This window comes from Paraburkholderia tuberum STM678, assembly GCF_902833905.1.
GTDB lineage: Bacteria > Pseudomonadota > Gammaproteobacteria > Burkholderiales > Burkholderiaceae > Paraburkholderia > Paraburkholderia tuberum.
This window is the reverse complement of the sequence record NZ_CADFGP010000018.1, coordinates 94,329-111,823: the sequence shown is the minus strand read 5'-3', so window position 1 is coordinate 111,823 and position 17,495 is coordinate 94,329. Positions and strand designations below refer to the sequence as shown.

The window sequence follows — 17,495 nt, the reverse complement described above, 5'->3', positions numbered from 1 at the left end:
GGCGCATCCGCCGCCGCGCGCCAAAAACAGAACGGGCGAGACTCGCGTCTCGCCCGTCCGGAACACACCGTTGCCGCCGCGCGGTCGCGCCGACGCGCGCAGCGGCGTTTCAACCCGCGTCAGCTCACCGCGCTCACATCGAGCGGCGCGCCGGTTTTCGCCTTGATTTCGTCGACGCTCACACCCGGCGCGAGTTCGGTCACTTTCAAGCCGTTTTCGGTCACTTCGATCACGCCGAGATCGGTGATGATCTCGTCGACCACACCCACGCCCGTCAGCGGCAGCGTGCATTCTTCGAGGATCTTGTGCTGATCGCCCTTCGCGACATGCTCCATCAGCACGACCACGCGCTTGACGCCCGCGACCAGGTCCATCGCGCCGCCCATGCCCTTGATCATCTTGCCCGGGATCATCCAGTTCGCGAGATCGCCCTTGCTGCTGATCTGCATCGCACCGAGAATCGCGAGATTGATGTGGCCGCCGCGAATCATCGCGAACGAATCCGCCGACGAGAAAATCGACGAACCGGGCAGCGTCGTCACCGTTTGCTTGCCGGCGTTGATCAGGTCGGCGTCGACTTCGTCTTCGGTCGGCGACGGGCCGATACCGAGCAGACCGTTCTCCGACTGCAGCCACACTTCGACGCCCGCCGGCACGTGGTTCGCGACCAGCGTCGGCAAGCCGATGCCGAGGTTCACGTAAAAGCCGTCCTGCAGTTCCTTCGCCGCGCGCGCGGCCATTTCGTCACGAGTCCATGCCATGATCAGTCTCCTTTCGCGCGGACGACGCGTTGTTCGATGCGTTTTTCCGGATGCGCATTCAGCACGATGCGCTGCACGAAGATGCCAGGCGTATGGATCGCGTCCGGATCGAGCTCGCCCACTTCGACGATCTCTTCGACTTCCGCGACGGTGATGCGGCCCGCCATCGCGCACATCGGATTGAAGTTGCGCGCGGTGCGGCGATAGATCAGGTTGCCGGCCTTGTCGGCCTTCCATGCCTTGACGAGCGCGACATCGGCGGTCAGCGAATGTTCGAGCACGTAGTGGTTCTCGCCGAACTGGCGGGTTTCCTTGCCCTCGGCGATCTGCGTGCCGTAGCCGGTGTTCGTGAAAAACGCCGGGATGCCCGAGCCGCCCGCGCGCAGCTTCTCGGCGAGCGTGCCTTGCGGCGTGAATTCGAGCTCGAGTTCGCCGGCCAGGTACTGGCGCTCGAACTCCTTGTTTTCGCCGACGTACGACGAGATCATTTTCTTGATCTGACGCGTCTCGAGCAGCAGGCCGAGGCCGAAACCGTCGACGCCCGCGTTGTTGCTGATGCACGTGATGCCCTGCACCTTCGAATCGCGCAGCGCAGCGATCAGCGCCTCAGGAATGCCGCACAGCCCGAAGCCGCCGACGGCGAACGTCTGCCCGTCCTTGACGATGTCCTTCAGCGCCTCGGCGGCGCCTGGATAGACCTTGTTCATCTGTATGTCCCTTCCTCTATGGAAACCCGAAACGTGTACGCAGGCCGCCGGATCATTGCGGCTGATATCGCAACGGGCGAACTTCACGTCGCCTCACGATACCGCTACGTCATTCTAGTCATCCGCAGCTTGAGCCGCGTTGTCATCTGCGCGAAAGAGTACGCTGGGCCCGCCATGCGGCACAATACGCAAAAATACATAAGTACTTGCCTCCCGCCCATGCCCGCCCTGGATTACCGCACTGCGTTTCACCTCGCGCCGATCGGACTCGTGCTGTCCCGCGAGCGGACCATCGAAGACTGCAACGACGAGCTAGCGTCGATATTCGGCTACGCGCGCGACGCGCTGATCGGTCAGTCGTTCCAGGTGTTGTATCCATCGGCGGACGAGTTCGAGCGGATCGGCGCGCGCATTCCGCCGATCATGACCGCGCAAGGCAGCTACGCGGACGACCGGATCATGAAGCGCGCGAACGGCGAGCTGTTCTGGTGTCACGTGACGGGCCGCGCGCAGCAGCGCACCGACCCGCACGCGGCGGGTGTCTGGACCTTCGAGGATTTGAGCGCAACCCGGCGGGTCGCGGTGGAGCTGACGCCACGCGAGCGCGAAATCGCCGCGCAACTGGTGACGGGCAAGACCAGCAAGCAGATCGGCCGCGTGCTCGACATCAGCCCGCGCACGGTCGACGTCTACCGCGCGCGGCTCATGCGCAAATACGATACGGGCAATGCGACCGAGCTGTTGCAGCGGCTGCTCGGGGATTGAGAGAGGGCGTTTGAAGCGCGCGACAGCGCTGTCAAGCCGCGCGCTCAGGCCGCCTTGACGAGCGCCGCGCTCTCGATGGCCGCGCGCAGTACGTCAGGCACCGGCACCGACTTGCCCGCCGCGTAGTCGATCCACACGCATCGCGCGGCGCCTCGCGCATAGAGCGTATCCGGCTCATCGGCGCGCAGGAGCTCGAAAGCCGTATCGAAGCTGCTGCGCCCCGGTGTCGCCACCGACATCCGGCCGATCACGTCGCCCGGATAGTGCAGTTGCTTCAGAAACTCCATCGACGCATTGACGATCACCGGCCCCTGCCCGTGCGCGCGCTGGCCGACAAAGTCCATGTGCTCGAACCAGGAAATCCGCACCTGCTCCATGTAGCGGAAATAAACCGTGTTGTTGACGTGACCGAAGGCGTCCATGTCGCCCCAGCGGATCGGCATCGTCATTTCGAAAACTGCGTGAAAATCGCTCATTCTGTACTTCCGTTCTTCCTTTTTCTGCCTGGCTTTTGAAACTTTGGACGACCCGCTCACGCGAGTCCGAAGCCGTCGTCGGCGACGATCACCGAGCCGTTGATGAACTGCGATTCATCCGCCGCGAGCAGCAGGAGCAGCCCATCGAGATCCTCCGGCTTGCCGACCCGATGACGCGGCAGCATCGCCACGAGTTTCTGGCCCTGATCGGTCGACCAGTGGTGATGGTTGATCTCGGTGTCGATATACCCGGGGCAGATCGCGTTCACATTGATGCCATGCTTGCCCCACTCGAGCGCCATCGCCTTCGTCATGTGGACGACCGCGGCCTTGCTCATCGAATACAGGCCGATTTGCGGCAGCACGCGCAAGCCCGCCATCGACGCGATGTTGATGATCCGGTACGACGGCTTCTGCGCGTTGTTGCCGCGCATGATCATGCGCTTGGCGACTTCCTGCGCCACGAAAAACGCGCCGCGCGTATTCGTGTCGAACACGTATTCGAAGTCCGCCGGCGTGACCTCGGACAGCTTCTGCGTGGTCGACACGCCCGAGTTGTTGACGAGGATATCGATGGTGCCGGCCTCGGTCTCCGCATGCGCGACCGCCGACTTGATGCTCTGATAGTCGGTCACGTCGAGCGACACGACGTGCGCGGCGCCGCCGGACGCCTCGATTTCCGCGCGCAGCTCCTTGAGCCGCTCGGTACGTCGGCTCGCCAGCACGACCTTCGCGCCCGCCTGCGACAGCACCTGCGCGAAGCGCTTGCCCAGCCCGCTCGAGGCGCCCGTAATCAGCGCGACCTTGCCTTCCAGATTGATCGAACGGCCCATTGTCTTTCCTTGTTCGGTTGTGGTGACAACTGCGGTTGACGGGTTCGGTAGGACCCGACTAAGGGTCTATACCGTATCATGAAATAGTACGGTCGTGCTAATCTGCGGATTTCGGGTTGCGGCGCGGGAATCGATCGCCCACAATACGAACCCGAAAAAAGCATTCTAACGGTAAGAGGAGCATCAATGACCCCCGCAAGTCTCATTGAGCAGTACGGCCCGCGCGAGTCGATGGAGTATGACGTCGTCATCGTCGGCGGCGGCCCTGCGGGCCTGTCGGCGGCCATTCGCCTGAAGCAGCGCGCCGCCGAACGAGGCGCTGACATTGGCGTGTGCGTACTCGAAAAAGGCTCAGAGATCGGGGCCCATATTCTGTCGGGCGCGGTGATGGACCCGCGCGCGCTGACCGAGCTGATCCCGGACTGGAAGGAAAAAGGCGCGCCGCTGACGGTCGACGTGACCGAAGACCGCTTCCTGTTCCTGACGGAAACCGGTTCGAAGAGCGTGCCGACCTGGGCGCTGCCGGACAATTTCAAGAACCACGGCAACTACGTGATCAGCCTCGCGAACGTGACGCGCTGGCTGGGTCAGCAGGCCGAAGCGCTCGGCGTCGAGATATTCCCGGGCTTTCCGGCGGCCGAAGTGCTCTACAACGACGACGGCTCGGTCAAGGGCGTCGCGACCGGCAATCTGGGCATCGGCAAGGACGGCGAACCGACCGAAAACTTCCAGCTCGGCATGGAGCTGCACGCGAAGTACACGCTGTTCTGCGAAGGCGCGCGCGGCCACCTCGGCCGCCAGCTGAACGAGAAGTTCAAGCTGCGCGACGGCGTCGATCCGCAGGTGTACGGCCTCGGCATCAAGGAGTTGTGGGAAATCGATCCCGCGAAGCACAAGCCGGGTCTGGTGATGCACACGGCCGGCTGGCCGCTCGAAAACGACACCTACGGCGGCTCGTTCCTCTACCACATGGACAACAACCAGGTCGTGGTCGGCTTCGTGGTCGGCCTCGGCTATTCGAATCCGTATCTGTCGCCGTTCGAGGAATTCCAGCGCTACAAGACGCATCCGGCGATCCGCGCGATTCTCGAAGGCGGCAAGCGCGTGTCCTACGGCGCGCGCGCGATCACCGCGGGCGGCCTGATGTCGTTGCCGAAGCTGGTGTTCCCGGGCGGTGCCCTGGTCGGCGACGACGCGGGCTTCCTGAACGCGTCGCGCATCAAGGGTTCGCACGCCGCGATCAAGACCGGCATGCTCGCCGCCGATGCCGCGTTCGACGCCGTCCAGGCCGGCCGTCAGTCGGACGAACTGAGCGCCTACCCGGAAGCGTTCAAGACGTCGTGGCTCTACACCGAGCTGTATCGCGCGCGTAACTTCAAGCAGTGGATGAGCAAGGGTCTCTACCTTGGCACGCTGATGGTCGGTCTCGAGCAGAAGCTGCTCGGCGGCAACGTGCCGTGGACGCTGCATCATCAGCATTCCGATCACGAGATGCTGAAGCCGGCTTCGCAGTGCAAGCCGATCACGTATCCGAAGCCGGACGGCAAGCTGACGTTCGACCGGCTGTCCTCGGTGTTCATCTCGAACACGAATCACGAGGAAAATCAGCCGGCGCACCTGACGCTGAAGGATCCGACCGTGCCGGTCAACGTGAACTGGCAGACCTACGCGGGACCGGAGGCGCGTTATTGCCCCGCTGCAGTGTACGAGTTCGTGAAGAACGACGATGGCAGCGAGCGGCTCGTCATCAATGCGCAGAACTGCGTGCACTGCAAGACCTGCGATATCAAGGACCCGACGCAGAATATCGTGTGGGTCACGCCGGAAGGCGGTGGCGGTCCGAACTATCCGAATATGTGATGGATGTGCCGTCTGCCTTTGCGGCGCTGCGCGATAACCGGCAGCGTCGCGCAGGCAAATTCCGATAGCGCGCTCGCGCTTTCGTCTGCGCGCATTCTTGCGCGTTTCGTTGGTCCCCTTCCCTATTCTTTTTTATGGCGGCTCGTTCGCCGCCAATCGCGGGACCGCGTCAGGGTTACGGCGCGCTCGCCGCGATCTTCGGCGTGATCACGGCCACATCGCCGCATTGCGCGCGATGGCGCAGCGCGTGATCGATCAGCACGAGCGCAAGCATCGACTCGGCGATCGGCGTCGCACGAATGCCGACGCAGGGGTCGTGCCGCCCGAAGGTCTCGACGATCGCGGGGTTCCCCGCCTTGTCGATCGAACGGCGCGGCGTGCGAATGCTCGACGTCGGCTTGATCGCGATCGACACCGTGATGTCCTGCCCCGTCGAAATACCGCCGAGCACACCGCCCGCGTGATTGCCGACGAAACCTTCCGGCGTCAGCTCGTCGCCATGCACCGAGCCGCGTTGCGCGACGCTCGCGAAGCCCGCGCCGATCTCGACGCCCTTCACCGCGTTGATGCCCATCATCGCGTGCGCGATGTCGGCGTCGAGGCGGTCGAACAGCGGCTCGCCGAGGCCGACCGGCACACCGGAGGCAACCACGTTGATGCGCGCGCCGATCGAATCACCGTCCTTGCGCAGCGCGTCCATATACGCCTCGAGCTGCGGAACGATCTCCGCATTCGGCACGAAAAACGGGTTTTCGCGCACCTGCGCCCAATCGACGAATGGCACGTCGATCTCGCCGAGCGCGGCCATATAGCCGCGAATTTCGGTGCCGAACTTCTCGCGCAGCCACTTCTTCGCGACCGCGCCCGCCGCGACCGCCGGCGCCGTCAGCCGTGCCGACGAGCGGCCGCCACCGCGGTAATCGCGAATGCCGTACTTTTGCCAGTACGTGTAGTCGGCGTGGCCGGGGCGGAACGTTTCCGCGATGTTGCCGTAGTCCTTGCTGCGCTGGTCGGTATTGCGGATCAGCAGCGCAATTGGCGCGCCGGTGGTTTGACCTTCGAACACGCCCGACAGGATCTCGACCTTGTCTTCTTCCTGGCGCTGCGTCACGTGGCGCGACGTGCCCGGCTTGCGGCGATCGAGTTCGAACTGGATGTCGGCTTCGTTGAGCGCCATGCCCGGCGGGCAGCCATCGATCACGCAGCCGATAGCGGGGCCGTGCGATTCGCCGAAGGTCGTGACAGTGAAAAGCGTACCGAGCGTGTTGCCGGACATGAGCGTCGTCCAAAGAAATACGGGGAGAACGCTATTATGCCAGCCCGCCCGCCTCGAAGCCGGGCCTGGCGACGGCGATGGCCGATCGGCCAGGGCGCACTCGGCCGAAAGCGGGTGATGGTGTGCGAGTTCGCCATCTCGGCGTCCGCGCACCGGCCCACGGCTACTTGCGGGCGCCGCGCAGCTCGGTCACGATCCGCTGCAGCGTCTCCGGCGTCGCGAGCGCCGGGTCGATCGGCTCGCCGACGGCGAGGCTCAGCCGGCTCATCACACCTTTGCTGATCGGCCGCGGCCAGGTTGCGTCCACCGCACGCGAAAACACGCTGCCCCACAGCCCGCGCAACGCCATCGGAATGACGGGCGCCGGCGTCCGCCTGACGATCTCGGCGACGCCGTGGCGAAACGGATTCAGCTCGCCGGTACGCGTCAGCTTCCCTTCGGGAAAGATACAGACGAGCTCGCCGTCTGCGAGCGCCTGCGCGCACTGGTCGTACGCACGCGCGAGCAGCGCCGCGTCCTGATGCGCGGACGCGATCGGAATCGCCTTCGCGTGCCGGAACAGCCAGCCGACGAACGGCGAGCGGAAGATCTGGTGGTCCATCACGAAGCGGATCGGCCGCGGGCTTTCGGCCATGATGACGATCGCATCGACGAAACTGACGTGGTTGCACACGAGCACCGCCGCGCCCTGCTCCGGAATCCGCTCCGCGTGCACGAGCCGGATCCGGTAGAACGTATGCACGAGCAGCCACGCGATGAAGCGCAGCAGGAACTCGGGCACGAGCGAATAGATGTAGCCCGCGACGACCACATTCAGAAGCGCGGTGACGAGGAAGATCGCCGGAATACTGAAGCCCGCGGCGGTCAGGCCCACCGCCATCAGCGCCGACACGATCATGAACAGCGAATTGAGGATGTTGTTCGCGGCGATGATGCGCGCGCGATGGCTCGGCTGACTACGACTCTGGATCAGCGCATACAGCGGCACGCTGTAAAAGCCGCCGAACATCGCGAGCAGGAACAGATCGGCGAGCACGCGCCAATGCGCTAGCCGCGCGAGAAATTCGCCAACGCTGAGCAGATGCCCCGCCGGCGGCAGCGCGTGGCTCGCGAAAAAAAGATCGATCGCGAACACGCTCATGCCGATCGAGCCGAGCGGCACGAGGCCGACTTCGATCCGCCGCTTCGAGAGCCGTTCGCACAACAGCGAGCCGATGCCGATGCCGATCGAAAACGTGGCGAGCAGCACGGTCACGACGTCGGGATCGGCGGACAGCACGTCCTTCGCGAAGTTGAAGAACGACGCGAGGAACGTCGCGCCGACGAACCACAGCCACGAAATGCCGAGCAGACCAAGAAACACCGTGCGGTTTTCACGCGCGAGCTTCAGATTGCGCCACGTTTCGCTGACCGGGTTCCAGTTGATGCGCAACCCGGGCTGCGGCGCGGGCGTAGCCGGCACGAAGCCCGACACGGCGCGCCCGATCAGCGCGATCGCGATACACGCGCAAGCGAGCACCACCGCGCCATGCTCGGCGAACCCCGCGCCCGCGCCGCCGACGATCGTGCCGATCAGGATCGCGACGAAGGTGCCCATCTCGACCATGCCATTGCCGCCGACCAGCTCGGCCTGCGACAGATGCTGCGGCAGATACGAGTACTTGACCGGCCCGAATACCGTCGAATGCACGCCCATCAGGAACGTGCACAGGTACAGCAACGGCGCGGCATGCAGCCAGAACCCCACGCCGCCGACCAGCATCACCGCGATCTCGAAAGTCTTGACGAGGCGCGTGAGCAACGCTTTGTCGTACTTGTCCGCGATCTGGCCGGAAGTGGCCGAAAACAGCACGAACGGCAGAATGAAAATCGCGGAGATCAGGAACGCCGCGGTTTTCGGGTCGACGCCCGAAAACCGCGCCGCCTGATACGTGACGAGCGACGTGAAGCCGATCTTGAACACGTTGTCGTTCATCGCGCCGAGAAACTGTGTCCAGAAGAACGGCGCGAAGCGGCGCTGGCCGAGCAGGCGGAACTGGGATTCGTGCGCTTCGTGCGCGCGAGCGGCGCGGCGGGCAGCGGGCAACGGACGATCGTTCATGAAGTCAGGAGAACGGCGCGGAAAAATGGCGATGACGCGGGCGGCACGGCCGGCAAGCGGATCGCCGCGACTCGCGCACGCGGCTCCCGCAATCCGTCCGCACCAGCTCCAGACACAAAAAAAGCGCCCGCTTGCGCGCGCGCCCTGTCGGCGGATTCGCGCTCGCGGCGACGGCCGGAGCGCGACCTTCGAGCCACGCGCATCAACGCGCCGGCTGCTGGTCCTGTCCTTCCTGCTCTTCCGGCCAGTCGCGGATATAGGCCTTCAGCATGCGGTTCTCGAACCCCTGCTCCTCGACCACCGCCTTCGCGACGTCGTAAAACGAGATGACGCCCATCAGCGTGCGGCTTTCCATGACGGGCAGATAGCGCACGTGATGCTCGAGCATCATGCGGCGCACTTCGTTGACGTCGGTTTCGGGCGTGCAGGTGAGCGGATGGTCGTCCATCACCTTGCGGATCGTCGAGGTGCCGACGCTGCCGCCGTTCTCGCTCAAGGTCAAAATGATTTCGCGAAACGTCAGCATGCCGACGAGGTCGCCGTACTCCATCACGACGAGCGAGCCGATGTCGTGCTCGGCCATGGTATTGACGGCGTCATGCAGCGTGGTATCCGGCGTGACCGTAAAAAGGGTATTGCCCTTGACTTTAAGAATGTCGCTGACTCGCATGATCTATCTCCTGATACCGCCAATCTTGCAGTGCATGAAATGTTTTTTCGATCCTATCGGAAAGGCCCATAAAAGGAAAGCGGCCCGCCAGCCAAGGCGCGGCGGGCTTCGGAGACTCCAATTCGTCTGACTTCCAGATTGCGAGCATGCCCCGCTCCCGGCACGAGCCGCAGGAACCCGCGGGAAAACCGCGCTTGAAGCGGCGCGCGCCAATGGTAGGATGGCCGCCCACCCCGATCTTTCGCGAGGCCGCTCGCGGCCCGCCGCCCACGATGTCCGCCAACCGTTTCGATACGCTTGCGCTGCACGCCGGCGCAGCCCCCGACCCTGCCACCGGCGCGCGCGCGACGCCGATCTACCAGACCACGTCGTTTTCGTTCCGCGACTCGGATCATGCCGCCGCGCTGTTCAACATGGAGCGCGCCGGCCACGTCTACTCTCGCATCTCGAATCCGACCGTCGCCGTGTTCGAGGAGCGCGTCGCCGCGCTCGAAAACGGCGCCGGCGCGATCGGCACCGCGAGCGGGCAGGCCGCGCTGCATCTGGCGATCGCGACGCTGATGGGCGCGGGTTCGCACATCGTCGCGTCGAGCGCGCTGTACGGCGGCTCGCACAATCTGCTGCATTACACGCTGCGACGCTTCGGTATCGAGACAACCTTCGTCAAGCCCGGCGACTTCGACGCGTGGCGCGCCGCGCTGCGCCCCAACACGCGCCTGCTATTCGGCGAAACGCTCGGCAATCCGGGCCTCGACGTGCTCGACATCGCCGCGCTCGCACAGATCGCGCACGCGCACCGCCTGCCGTTGCTGGTCGACTCGACCTTCACGACGCCCTACCTGCTGCGCCCCTTCGAGCACGGCGCCGACCTCGTCTACCACTCGGCGACCAAGTTTCTCGGCGGCCACGGCACGACGATCGGCGGGGTGCTGGTCGACGGCGGCACGTTCGACTTCGAGGCTTCCGGCCGCTTTCCCGAATTCACCGAGCCGTACGACGGTTTCCACGGCATGGTATTCGCCGAGGAAAGCACCGTCGCGCCGTTCCTGCTGCGCGCGCGTCGGGAAGGCTTGCGCGACTTCGGCGCGTGCCTGCATCCGCAGGCCGCGTGGCAGCTGCTGCAAGGCATCGAGACACTGCCGTTGCGCATGGAGCGTCACGTCGTCAACACACGGCGCGTGGTCGAGTTTCTCGCCGGTCATGCGGCGGTCGAATCGGTCGCCTATCCCGAGTTGCCGACGCATCCCGACCACGCGCTCGCCAGGCGGCTGCTACCGCGCGGCGCGGGCGCCGTGTTCAGCTTCAACCTGCGCGGCGACCGCGCGGCCGGCCGCGCCTTCATCGAAGCGCTCACGCTCTTCTCGCACCTCGCGAACGTCGGCGACGCGCGCTCGCTGGTGATTCACCCGGCATCGACGACGCACTTCCGCATGGATGCCGCCGCGCTCGCCGCGGCCGGTATCACCGAAGGCACGATCCGTCTGTCGATCGGGCTCGAAGATCCGGATGACCTGATCGACGATCTCAAGCGCGCGCTGAAAGCCGCGCAAAAAACCGCGCAACCGGCGAGCGGCGGTCGTACCGCAACGCCGAGCAGCGCCTCGCAACAGACCGCCACTGCCGCGCCCGCCGCCACGAGCACCCCCGCCCGCCCGGAGTCCGCATGATCGTCACCGTTCAAGGCAAACCGGCCTACGCCTACACCGGCAGCAAACCCTTCGACGCGAGCCTGCCAACCGCCGTGTTCATCCACGGTGCCGAGCACGATCACAGCGTGTGGGCGCTGCAAAGCCGCTACTTCGCGCATCACGGCTTCGGCGTGCTCGCGGTCGATTTGCCGGGCCACCGACGCAGCGCCGGCCCCGCGCTCGTCAGCATCGCCGCGCTGGCCGACTGGCTCGCTGCGCTGCTCGACGCCGTGGGCGTCACGCGTGCGTTCGTCGCCGGTCACAGCATGGGCTCGCTGATCGCGCTCGACTTCGCCGGCCGCTATCCGCAGCGCGCAACGCATCTTGCGCTGCTCGCCACCGCGCTGCCGATGACGGTCTCCGACGCGCTGCTCGACGCCGCGCTCAATCGCGAGCCCGAGGCAATCGGCATGGTCAACCAGTGGTCGCATTCGACGCTCGCCGCGAAGCCCTCGTGCCCCGGCCCCGGTTTCTGGCTGCACGGCATGAACCAGCGGCTGATGGAGCACGTGTCCGCCAGCGGCGAGCCGCATCTGTTCCACACCGACTTCACCGCCTGCCATACCTATGCGGACGGCCACGCTCGTGCGGCGCAGGTGCGTTGCGCCACGCGCCTGATCGTTGGCCGGCGCGATGCGATGACGCCGCCGCGCGCGGCGAAAGCGCTTGCCGATGCGCTCGCGCAGGCGGGCACGCCGGTCGACACCGTCACGCTCGATGCGGGCCACGCGTTGATGACCGAGCAACCCGACGCGACGCTCGATGCGCTGTACGGCTTCGCTTCGCGGCCGCCGCACGAAGCGCGCTGATGGGGCGCGCGATGGCCGCTCGCCGCGCGCCTCGGTGCTCCGCGGGCGGCCGTCGGGAATGCCGTTGCGAATCGCCACCGAATCACTACCGAACGACCACGATACCCACGCCGAACCCGCCGCGCCATCTGCCGAATGGCCAGGTTGCGCCAGGCAGGCGATCGCCGGAGAATGATTGAAGCTGTCTTTCTCAGCCTCCGGAGGCCGTCATGGCTCATACAGCACATACCGATCACTTCACGAACTTCGCGGAGTTTTATCCGTACTACCTGAGCGAGCATCGCAATCTCGTGTCGCGGCGGCTGCATTTCGTCGGCTCGCTCGGCGTCATTGGCTGCCTCGCGATGGCGCTCGCCACCGGCAACTGGCTATGGTTGCCGGCGGCCGTGGTGTGCGGCTACGGCTTCGCGTGGGTCGGCCATTTCTTCTTCGAAAAGAACCGGCCTGCCACCTTCCGTCATCCGTTTTACAGCCTGATGGGCGACTGGGTGATGTTCAAGGACATCTGCGTGGGGAAGATTTCGTTGTAGTTTTATCGGGGCGGCTCGAAGTCTGGCCGCCCTGTCACGCTGCCTGGTGCGGCATCGAAGCCGCCGCGCGCTCGCCATCGCCGGGTCGCGCCGCCCGTGCCGCCGCGCGCGAGGCGAGCAACGCGGCGAGCGTCACCTTCAGTTGGTCGTTGTCGAGCGCGGCGAGCAGCATGCCGCCGTCCACGCGTGTGGAGTCGAGTTCGAGCTGATACGTAAGCTCCGCGCGGTCGATCACGAACAGGTCGTACAGCCGCTGCACGGTCACCTGCGCCGGGTTCGCGAGCAGCACGAAGTGCGGGCCGGTATGGTCCTCCTCCAGCCGCGCGATCCACTCGATCTCCTCGAGACGCTGCAACAGCATCAGCGTCGTATCCTTGTCGCGGCGAAGCATCCGGGCAAGCTCGGGCATCGTGTAGCCGCGTCTGCCGCCCTCACGCGCCTCGCACAGCCGCGCGAGCAATTCGAGCGAATCGAACAGATTGCTGCCATAGAACACAGGGCGGTGAAACTGACCGATGCGAATCGCCGGCAACGCCGATGCGATCATCGCGCCGGTCAGCGTGATGAACCAGCACAGGTACATCCACACCAGGAACAGCGGCACCGCTGCGAACGCGCCGTACACCGCCGTATAGGTCGGAATACGGCGCACGTAGTAGCCGAAGCCGCGCTTGGCGAGCTCGAACGCGACCGCGGCGATCACGCCGCCGACCACCGCGTCGCGCCATTCGACACGGCAGTTCGGCAGATAAACGTAAAGGATCGTGAACGCGAGCATCGTGAACGGCAGCGAGGCGCTCGCGAGCGCCCATTCGATCAGCGGTGTGATGCGCTGCGCGGCGCTAAACGACATCGATTGCGTGAACACATACGACGAAATGGACAGGCTCACGCCGATCAGGATCGGACCGAGCGTAATGATCGCCCAGTACACGAGAATGCGCTGCGCGACGGGCCGCGCCTTGCGCACGCGCCAGATCACATTGAACGCGGACTCGACGGTCATCATCGTCATCACCGCGGTGACGAACAGGATGATCATGCCGATCGTGGTCAGCCCTTTGGCCTTCGATGCGAACTGGTTCAGATACTTGAAGATCTGATCGTTCAGTTGCGCGGGCATCAGGTGGTCGGCAAGAAAAAACTGCAGCGACGCCTGGAACGAGCTGAAGATCGGAAACGCGGTGAACAGCGCAAACGCGACGGTGGCGAGCGGCACGAGCGCCAGCATCGTCGTGAACGTCAGGCTGCCCGCGACCTGCGGAATCCGGTCCTCGCCGATGCGTTGCGCCGCGAATTGCGCGAGCCGTTTGAGCGTGTCGAGATCGAAACGCATCCTAACCAACAAACCTGCCTCCTTGCTTGCTGAACCGTCAGACCGGGACTGCGGGAACTCCGCGCGGCGTTTGGCCGAAGCTCCTGGCCGAACGGCTATGAGCGGCCTGTGCAACTGACCGAACCCCTATAATACCCGTTCAATGATGAGGCCTATGAAAGACATTCTCGTGCTTTATTACAGCCGTCACGGCGCCACCCGCGAGCTCGCGCTGGCAATCGCGCACGGCGTCGACAGCGTCCCCGGCATGCAGGCGCGCGTGCGCACCGTGCCGGCGGTTTCCACGGTTTGCGAGGCGAGCGAGCCGGACATTCCCACCGAAGGACCACCGTACGTCGAGCTGCGCGACCTCGAAGAATGCGCGGGCCTCGCGCTCGGTTCGCCGACCCGCTTCGGCAACATGGCGGCCGCGCTCAAATACTTTCTCGACGGCACCACGCCGCAGTGGCTATCCGGTGCACTGTCGGGCAAGCCGGCCTGCGTGTTCACGTCGACCGGCAGCCTGCACGGCGGCCAGGAATCCACGCTGTTGTCGATGATGCTGCCGCTGCTCCATCACGGCATGCTCATCGTCGGCATTCCATACACGGAGAGCGCGCTGTCCACCACGCAGACCGGCGGCACGCCGTACGGCGCCTCGCATTACGCGCGCGCGGGCACGACCGGCCATGGCATCTCCGCCGACGAACGGACGCTGGCGATTGCGCTTGGTGCGCGCGTTGGGCGCACGGCGGCGTCGATGTCCGAAAGGCCGTGAGCGTAAAGCCGTGAACGAACCGGATCCGCAACCCACCGAACGCGACGACGCCCGTCGTGACGCGGGTGGCGCTGAACTCGCGGCCACGAACTCCGGGGACCACGCGAACGCGGCGCCCGCAAGCCTCGCGGCCAACGCGTCGGCATCTACAACCGTCGTGCCCGTGCAACCCAAAGCTGCCGCCGCGCTCGTCGCCGCTTTCACACTGGTCTCGATGATCGTGCTTGCCGTCGCATGGGAATGGTGGCTCGCGCCGTTGCGCTCTGGCGGCTCGCTGCTCGTGCTGAAAGCGTTGCCGCTACTCTGCGCGTTGCCGGGCGTGTGGCGACGTCGGCTTTACACGATGCAATGGGCGTCGATGCTGATCCTGCTGTATTTCGCCGAAGGCGTCGTGCGTGGCTGGAGCGATCATGGCTTGAGCGCGCGGCTCGGCTGGCTTCAAGCGGCACTCGCCATGATCTTCTTCACCTGCGCACTCGCGTATGTCGGACCGTTCAAGCGCGCGGCGAAACGAGCCGCGAAGCAGGCTGCAAAGCAGGCTGCAAAGCAGGCTGCAAAGCAAGCCGCCAGCGAACCGATCCCGCCCGCCTGAGGCCCAAGCCCCAACACCGTCAACCGATCCACATGACCCACACCGCTTTTCTCGCCGCCTGCCGCGACGCCATCGGCGCGACTTACGTACTGACCGATCCGCACGACACCGCTCCCTTTCTGACCGACTGGCGCCGCCGCTACACCGGCGCGGCCTGCGCGGTGCTGTGCCCAGCCACGTCCGCGGAAGCCGCCGCGCTCGTCAGGCTCGCGGTCGAACATTGCGTCGCGCTGGTGCCGCAGGGCGGCAACACCGGCCTCGCGGGCGGCGCGACACCCGACGCGAGCGGCGCGCAGGCGGTCATCAGCCTGCGCCGCCTGAATCGCGTGCGCGACATCGATCCGCACAACAACACGATCACGGTCGAAGCCGGCGTGATCCTCGCCGACGTGCAGAAGCACGCCGAAGCGGCCGGGCGTCTGTTTGCGCTGAGCCTCGCCGCCGAAGGCAGCTGCACGATCGGCGGCAATCTGTCGACCAATGCGGGCGGCACCGGCGTGCTGCGCTATGGCAACTCGCGCGAGCTATGCCTCGGCCTCGAAGTGGTGACGCCGCAAGGCGAACTGTGGGACGGCCTGCGCGGGCTGCGCAAGGACAACACCGGCTACGATCTGCGCGACCTGTTCATCGGCGCGGAAGGCACGCTGGGCCTGATCACCGCGGCGGTGCTCAAGCTGCATCCGCAGCCGGCCGCGCGCGTCACCGCGCTCGCCGCGCTCGCGTCGCCGCATGCGGCGCTCGATTTTCTCGCGCTCACGCAACGCGTCGCCGGACCGCTCCTGACCGGCTTCGAACTGATGTCGGATTTCTGCCTGCGCCTCGTCGGCCGGCACTTCGAGCAGACGCGTTATCCGTTCGCCGAACCACATGCGCAGGTCGTGCTGCTCGAACTGTCGGACAGCGAAAGCGAAGTGCACGCGCGCACGCTGTTCGAGGGGCTGATGGAAACCGCGCTCGAACAAGGTCTCGTGGAAGACGCCGTGGTGGCGGAAAACCTCGCGCAGTCTCGCGCGTTCTGGAATCTGCGCGAGCACATTCCGCTCGCCCAGGCCGAGGAGGGCCTGAACATCAAGCACGACATCGCGGTGCCGATTTCACGCATCGGCCACTTCATCGAAGCGACCGATGCGGCAATCGCGCAAGCCGCGCCGGGCGCGCGCATGGTCACGTTCGGCCATCTCGGCGACGGCAATCTGCACTACAACGTGCAGGCGCCCGAGGGCGTCGATGCGAAGGCGTTTCTGCGGCAGTACCAGAGCCCGATCAACCGGATCGTCTACGACAGCGTCGATGCGCATCGCGGCAGCATCAGCGCGGAACACGGACTCGGCCAGTTGAAGATCGACGAAGCCGCCCGCTACAAGCAGGACGTCGAGGTGCGGATGATGCGCGCGATCAAGCAGGCGCTCGATCCGCTGAACCTGATGAATCCGGGCAAGGTGCTACGCTAATATCTGAAGCCTGCGCGATCCGGCGCGCAGGCGTTTTGCAGGAGTCGCGTCCGTGAAGATTCGCGTGCTGTCCGATCTGCATCTGGAAAACGACGAGCCTGAACTGATCCCGCATGCGCAGGCGGATCTCGTGGTGCTGGCGGGCGACATCCACAATCATGCGGCCGGCCCGCGCTGGGCCGCGCAGGCGTTCGACGACGCGGTGCCGGTCGTCTACGTGCCGGGCAATCATGAGTACTACGACGGTGAATTCGGCGCGCTGGAGAGCGCGATGCTCGACGCGGCCGCGCAGGTCGACAACGTGCATATGCTGAACAACGCCGCGCTGGTCGACAGCCAGGGCCGCTGGCGCGTGCTCGGCACGACGTTGTGGACCGACTTCGCGCTGTACGGCGCGACGCCGGATGCAATCGAGGAATCGATCGTCGCCGCGCGCCGGGTCATGCTCGACTATCGCGGGCTGATCCAGATGAACTGGCCGCACGACCCGCGCGACGCCGCGCGCGACTTCACGCCCGCCGATTCGCTCGCGCTGCACCAGCATGCGCGCGCGTGGCTCGAAAGCGAGCTTGCCAAACCGTTCGCCGGCCAAACGATCGTGGTCACGCATCACGCGCCGCATCGGCTGAGCCTGGCCGGGCGTTTTGCCGAAGACCGCGTGTCGGCGGGCTTCGTCAACCATCTGCCCGAACTCGTGCGCGCGCCTGTCGCGTTGTGGATTCATGGCCACACGCATACGTCGTTCGACTACGTGGTGGACGGCACGCGCGTCGTGTGCAATCCGCGCGGCTATTTCGACCGGCGCACGCGCCAGTGGGAAAATCCGCTGTTTGCGTGGGACAAGGTCGTCGAGATCTAGCGGGTGCTCGGGCCTCTTGCATCA

The 17,495-nt window shown here is 65.4% G+C and carries 17 protein-coding genes; 9 read left to right on the top strand and 8 right to left on the bottom strand.

The genetic code is table 11. The annotated features are described in order from the left end of the window. Positions 1-119: 119 nt before the first annotated feature. Together HWY30_RS17780 and HWY30_RS17775 are read right to left on the bottom strand one after the other, a co-directional pair. On the bottom strand, positions 120-761 hold the full coding sequence (locus HWY30_RS17780; RefSeq protein WP_090800987.1) for a CoA transferase subunit B: 642 nt from the start codon (positions 759-761) through the stop codon (positions 120-122). A 2-nt stretch (positions 762-763) separates the two neighbouring features. After that, on the bottom strand, positions 764-1,468 hold the full coding sequence (locus HWY30_RS17775) for a CoA transferase subunit A (protein WP_090800989.1): 705 nt from the start codon (positions 1,466-1,468) through the stop codon (positions 764-766). 219 nt (positions 1,469-1,687) lie between these two features. Here HWY30_RS17775 and HWY30_RS17770 point away from each other — a divergent pair, with 219 nt between their 5' ends. Then, positions 1,688-2,233 carry a LuxR C-terminal-related transcriptional regulator gene (locus tag HWY30_RS17770; protein ID WP_018421157.1) on the top strand — a complete coding sequence of 182 codons (546 nt, stop codon included), beginning with the start codon at positions 1,688-1,690 and terminating at the stop codon, positions 2,231-2,233. A 44-nt stretch (positions 2,234-2,277) separates the two neighbouring features. Here the strand turns inward: HWY30_RS17770 and HWY30_RS17765 are convergent, their stop codons facing one another. Together HWY30_RS17765 and HWY30_RS17760 are read right to left on the bottom strand one after the other, a co-directional pair. After that, positions 2,278-2,709, bottom strand: coding sequence for an acyl-CoA thioesterase (locus HWY30_RS17765; protein ID WP_090800991.1), 432 nt, complete (start codon positions 2,707-2,709; stop codon positions 2,278-2,280). 56 nt (positions 2,710-2,765) lie between these two features. Beyond that, entirely contained in the window at positions 2,766-3,542 is a 777-nt protein-coding gene (locus HWY30_RS17760) for an SDR family oxidoreductase (protein ID WP_018421159.1), read from the bottom strand. Positions 3,543-3,728: 186 nt separating this feature from the next. Between HWY30_RS17760 and HWY30_RS17755 the strand changes: the two genes are divergently transcribed. Then, the gene (locus HWY30_RS17755; RefSeq protein WP_090800993.1) at positions 3,729-5,402 is read left to right on the top strand and encodes an electron transfer flavoprotein-ubiquinone oxidoreductase; all 1,674 of its coding nucleotides are present in this window, start codon (positions 3,729-3,731) and stop codon (positions 5,400-5,402) included. A 175-nt stretch (positions 5,403-5,577) separates the two neighbouring features. Here the strand turns inward: HWY30_RS17755 and aroC are convergent, their stop codons facing one another. The 3 genes from aroC to HWY30_RS17740 all read right to left on the bottom strand — a co-directional run bounded on the left by aroC (position 5,578) and on the right by HWY30_RS17740 (position 9,449). Continuing rightward, the gene (aroC, locus tag HWY30_RS17750; RefSeq protein ID WP_090800995.1) at positions 5,578-6,678 is read right to left on the bottom strand and encodes a chorismate synthase; all 1,101 of its coding nucleotides are present in this window, start codon (positions 6,676-6,678) and stop codon (positions 5,578-5,580) included. Between the two features lie 163 nt (positions 6,679-6,841). Then, entirely contained in the window at positions 6,842-8,779 is a 1,938-nt protein-coding gene (locus tag HWY30_RS17745) for an MFS transporter (RefSeq protein WP_090800997.1), read from the bottom strand. A gap of 202 nt (positions 8,780-8,981) precedes the next feature. Then, positions 8,982-9,449 (bottom strand): CBS domain-containing protein, encoded by a 468-nt coding sequence (locus HWY30_RS17740; RefSeq protein ID WP_018421164.1) that lies wholly within the window; start codon positions 9,447-9,449, stop codon positions 8,982-8,984. A 272-nt stretch (positions 9,450-9,721) separates the two neighbouring features. On the opposite strand from HWY30_RS17740, the gene HWY30_RS17735 reads away from it, so the two are divergent. From HWY30_RS17735 to HWY30_RS17725, 3 genes are all read left to right on the top strand, one after another. Next, entirely contained in the window at positions 9,722-11,116 is a 1,395-nt protein-coding gene (locus tag HWY30_RS17735; RefSeq protein WP_090800999.1) for an O-acetylhomoserine aminocarboxypropyltransferase, read from the top strand. Continuing rightward, complete coding sequence (locus HWY30_RS17730; RefSeq protein ID WP_090801000.1) at positions 11,113-11,946, top strand: alpha/beta fold hydrolase; 834 nt, start codon at positions 11,113-11,115, stop codon at positions 11,944-11,946. The genes HWY30_RS17735 and HWY30_RS17730 overlap by 4 nt, the downstream gene beginning before the upstream one ends. A 209-nt stretch (positions 11,947-12,155) precedes the next feature. Further along, positions 12,156-12,476: an Mpo1-like protein gene (locus tag HWY30_RS17725; RefSeq protein ID WP_090801002.1), complete on the top strand. Its 321-nt coding sequence runs from the start codon at positions 12,156-12,158 to the stop codon at positions 12,474-12,476. Between the two features lie 34 nt (positions 12,477-12,510). On the opposite strand, the gene HWY30_RS17720 is transcribed toward HWY30_RS17725, so the two are convergent. Beyond that, on the bottom strand, positions 12,511-13,824 hold the full coding sequence (locus HWY30_RS17720) for a YihY family inner membrane protein (RefSeq protein ID WP_090801004.1): 1,314 nt from the start codon (positions 13,822-13,824) through the stop codon (positions 12,511-12,513). A 142-nt stretch (positions 13,825-13,966) separates the two neighbouring features. On the opposite strand from HWY30_RS17720, the gene wrbA reads away from it, so the two are divergent. From wrbA to HWY30_RS17700, 4 genes are read left to right on the top strand one after another with little or no spacing between them, the layout of a single operon-like run. Beyond that, the gene (gene wrbA / locus HWY30_RS17715; RefSeq protein ID WP_090801006.1) at positions 13,967-14,569 is read left to right on the top strand and encodes an NAD(P)H:quinone oxidoreductase; all 603 of its coding nucleotides are present in this window, start codon (positions 13,967-13,969) and stop codon (positions 14,567-14,569) included. A gap of 10 nt (positions 14,570-14,579) precedes the next feature. Beyond that, a complete protein-coding gene (locus HWY30_RS17710) occupies positions 14,580-15,161 on the top strand; it encodes a DUF2069 domain-containing protein (RefSeq protein WP_090801008.1) in 582 nt (193 codons plus the stop codon). Between the two features lie 32 nt (positions 15,162-15,193). Beyond that, positions 15,194-16,612, top strand: a complete 1,419-nt coding sequence (locus HWY30_RS17705; protein WP_090801009.1) for an FAD-binding oxidoreductase — start codon at positions 15,194-15,196, stop codon at positions 16,610-16,612. A gap of 52 nt (positions 16,613-16,664) precedes the next feature. Further along, on the top strand, positions 16,665-17,471 hold the full coding sequence (locus HWY30_RS17700) for a metallophosphoesterase (protein WP_018421172.1): 807 nt from the start codon (positions 16,665-16,667) through the stop codon (positions 17,469-17,471). Positions 17,472-17,495: the final 24 nt, after the last annotated feature.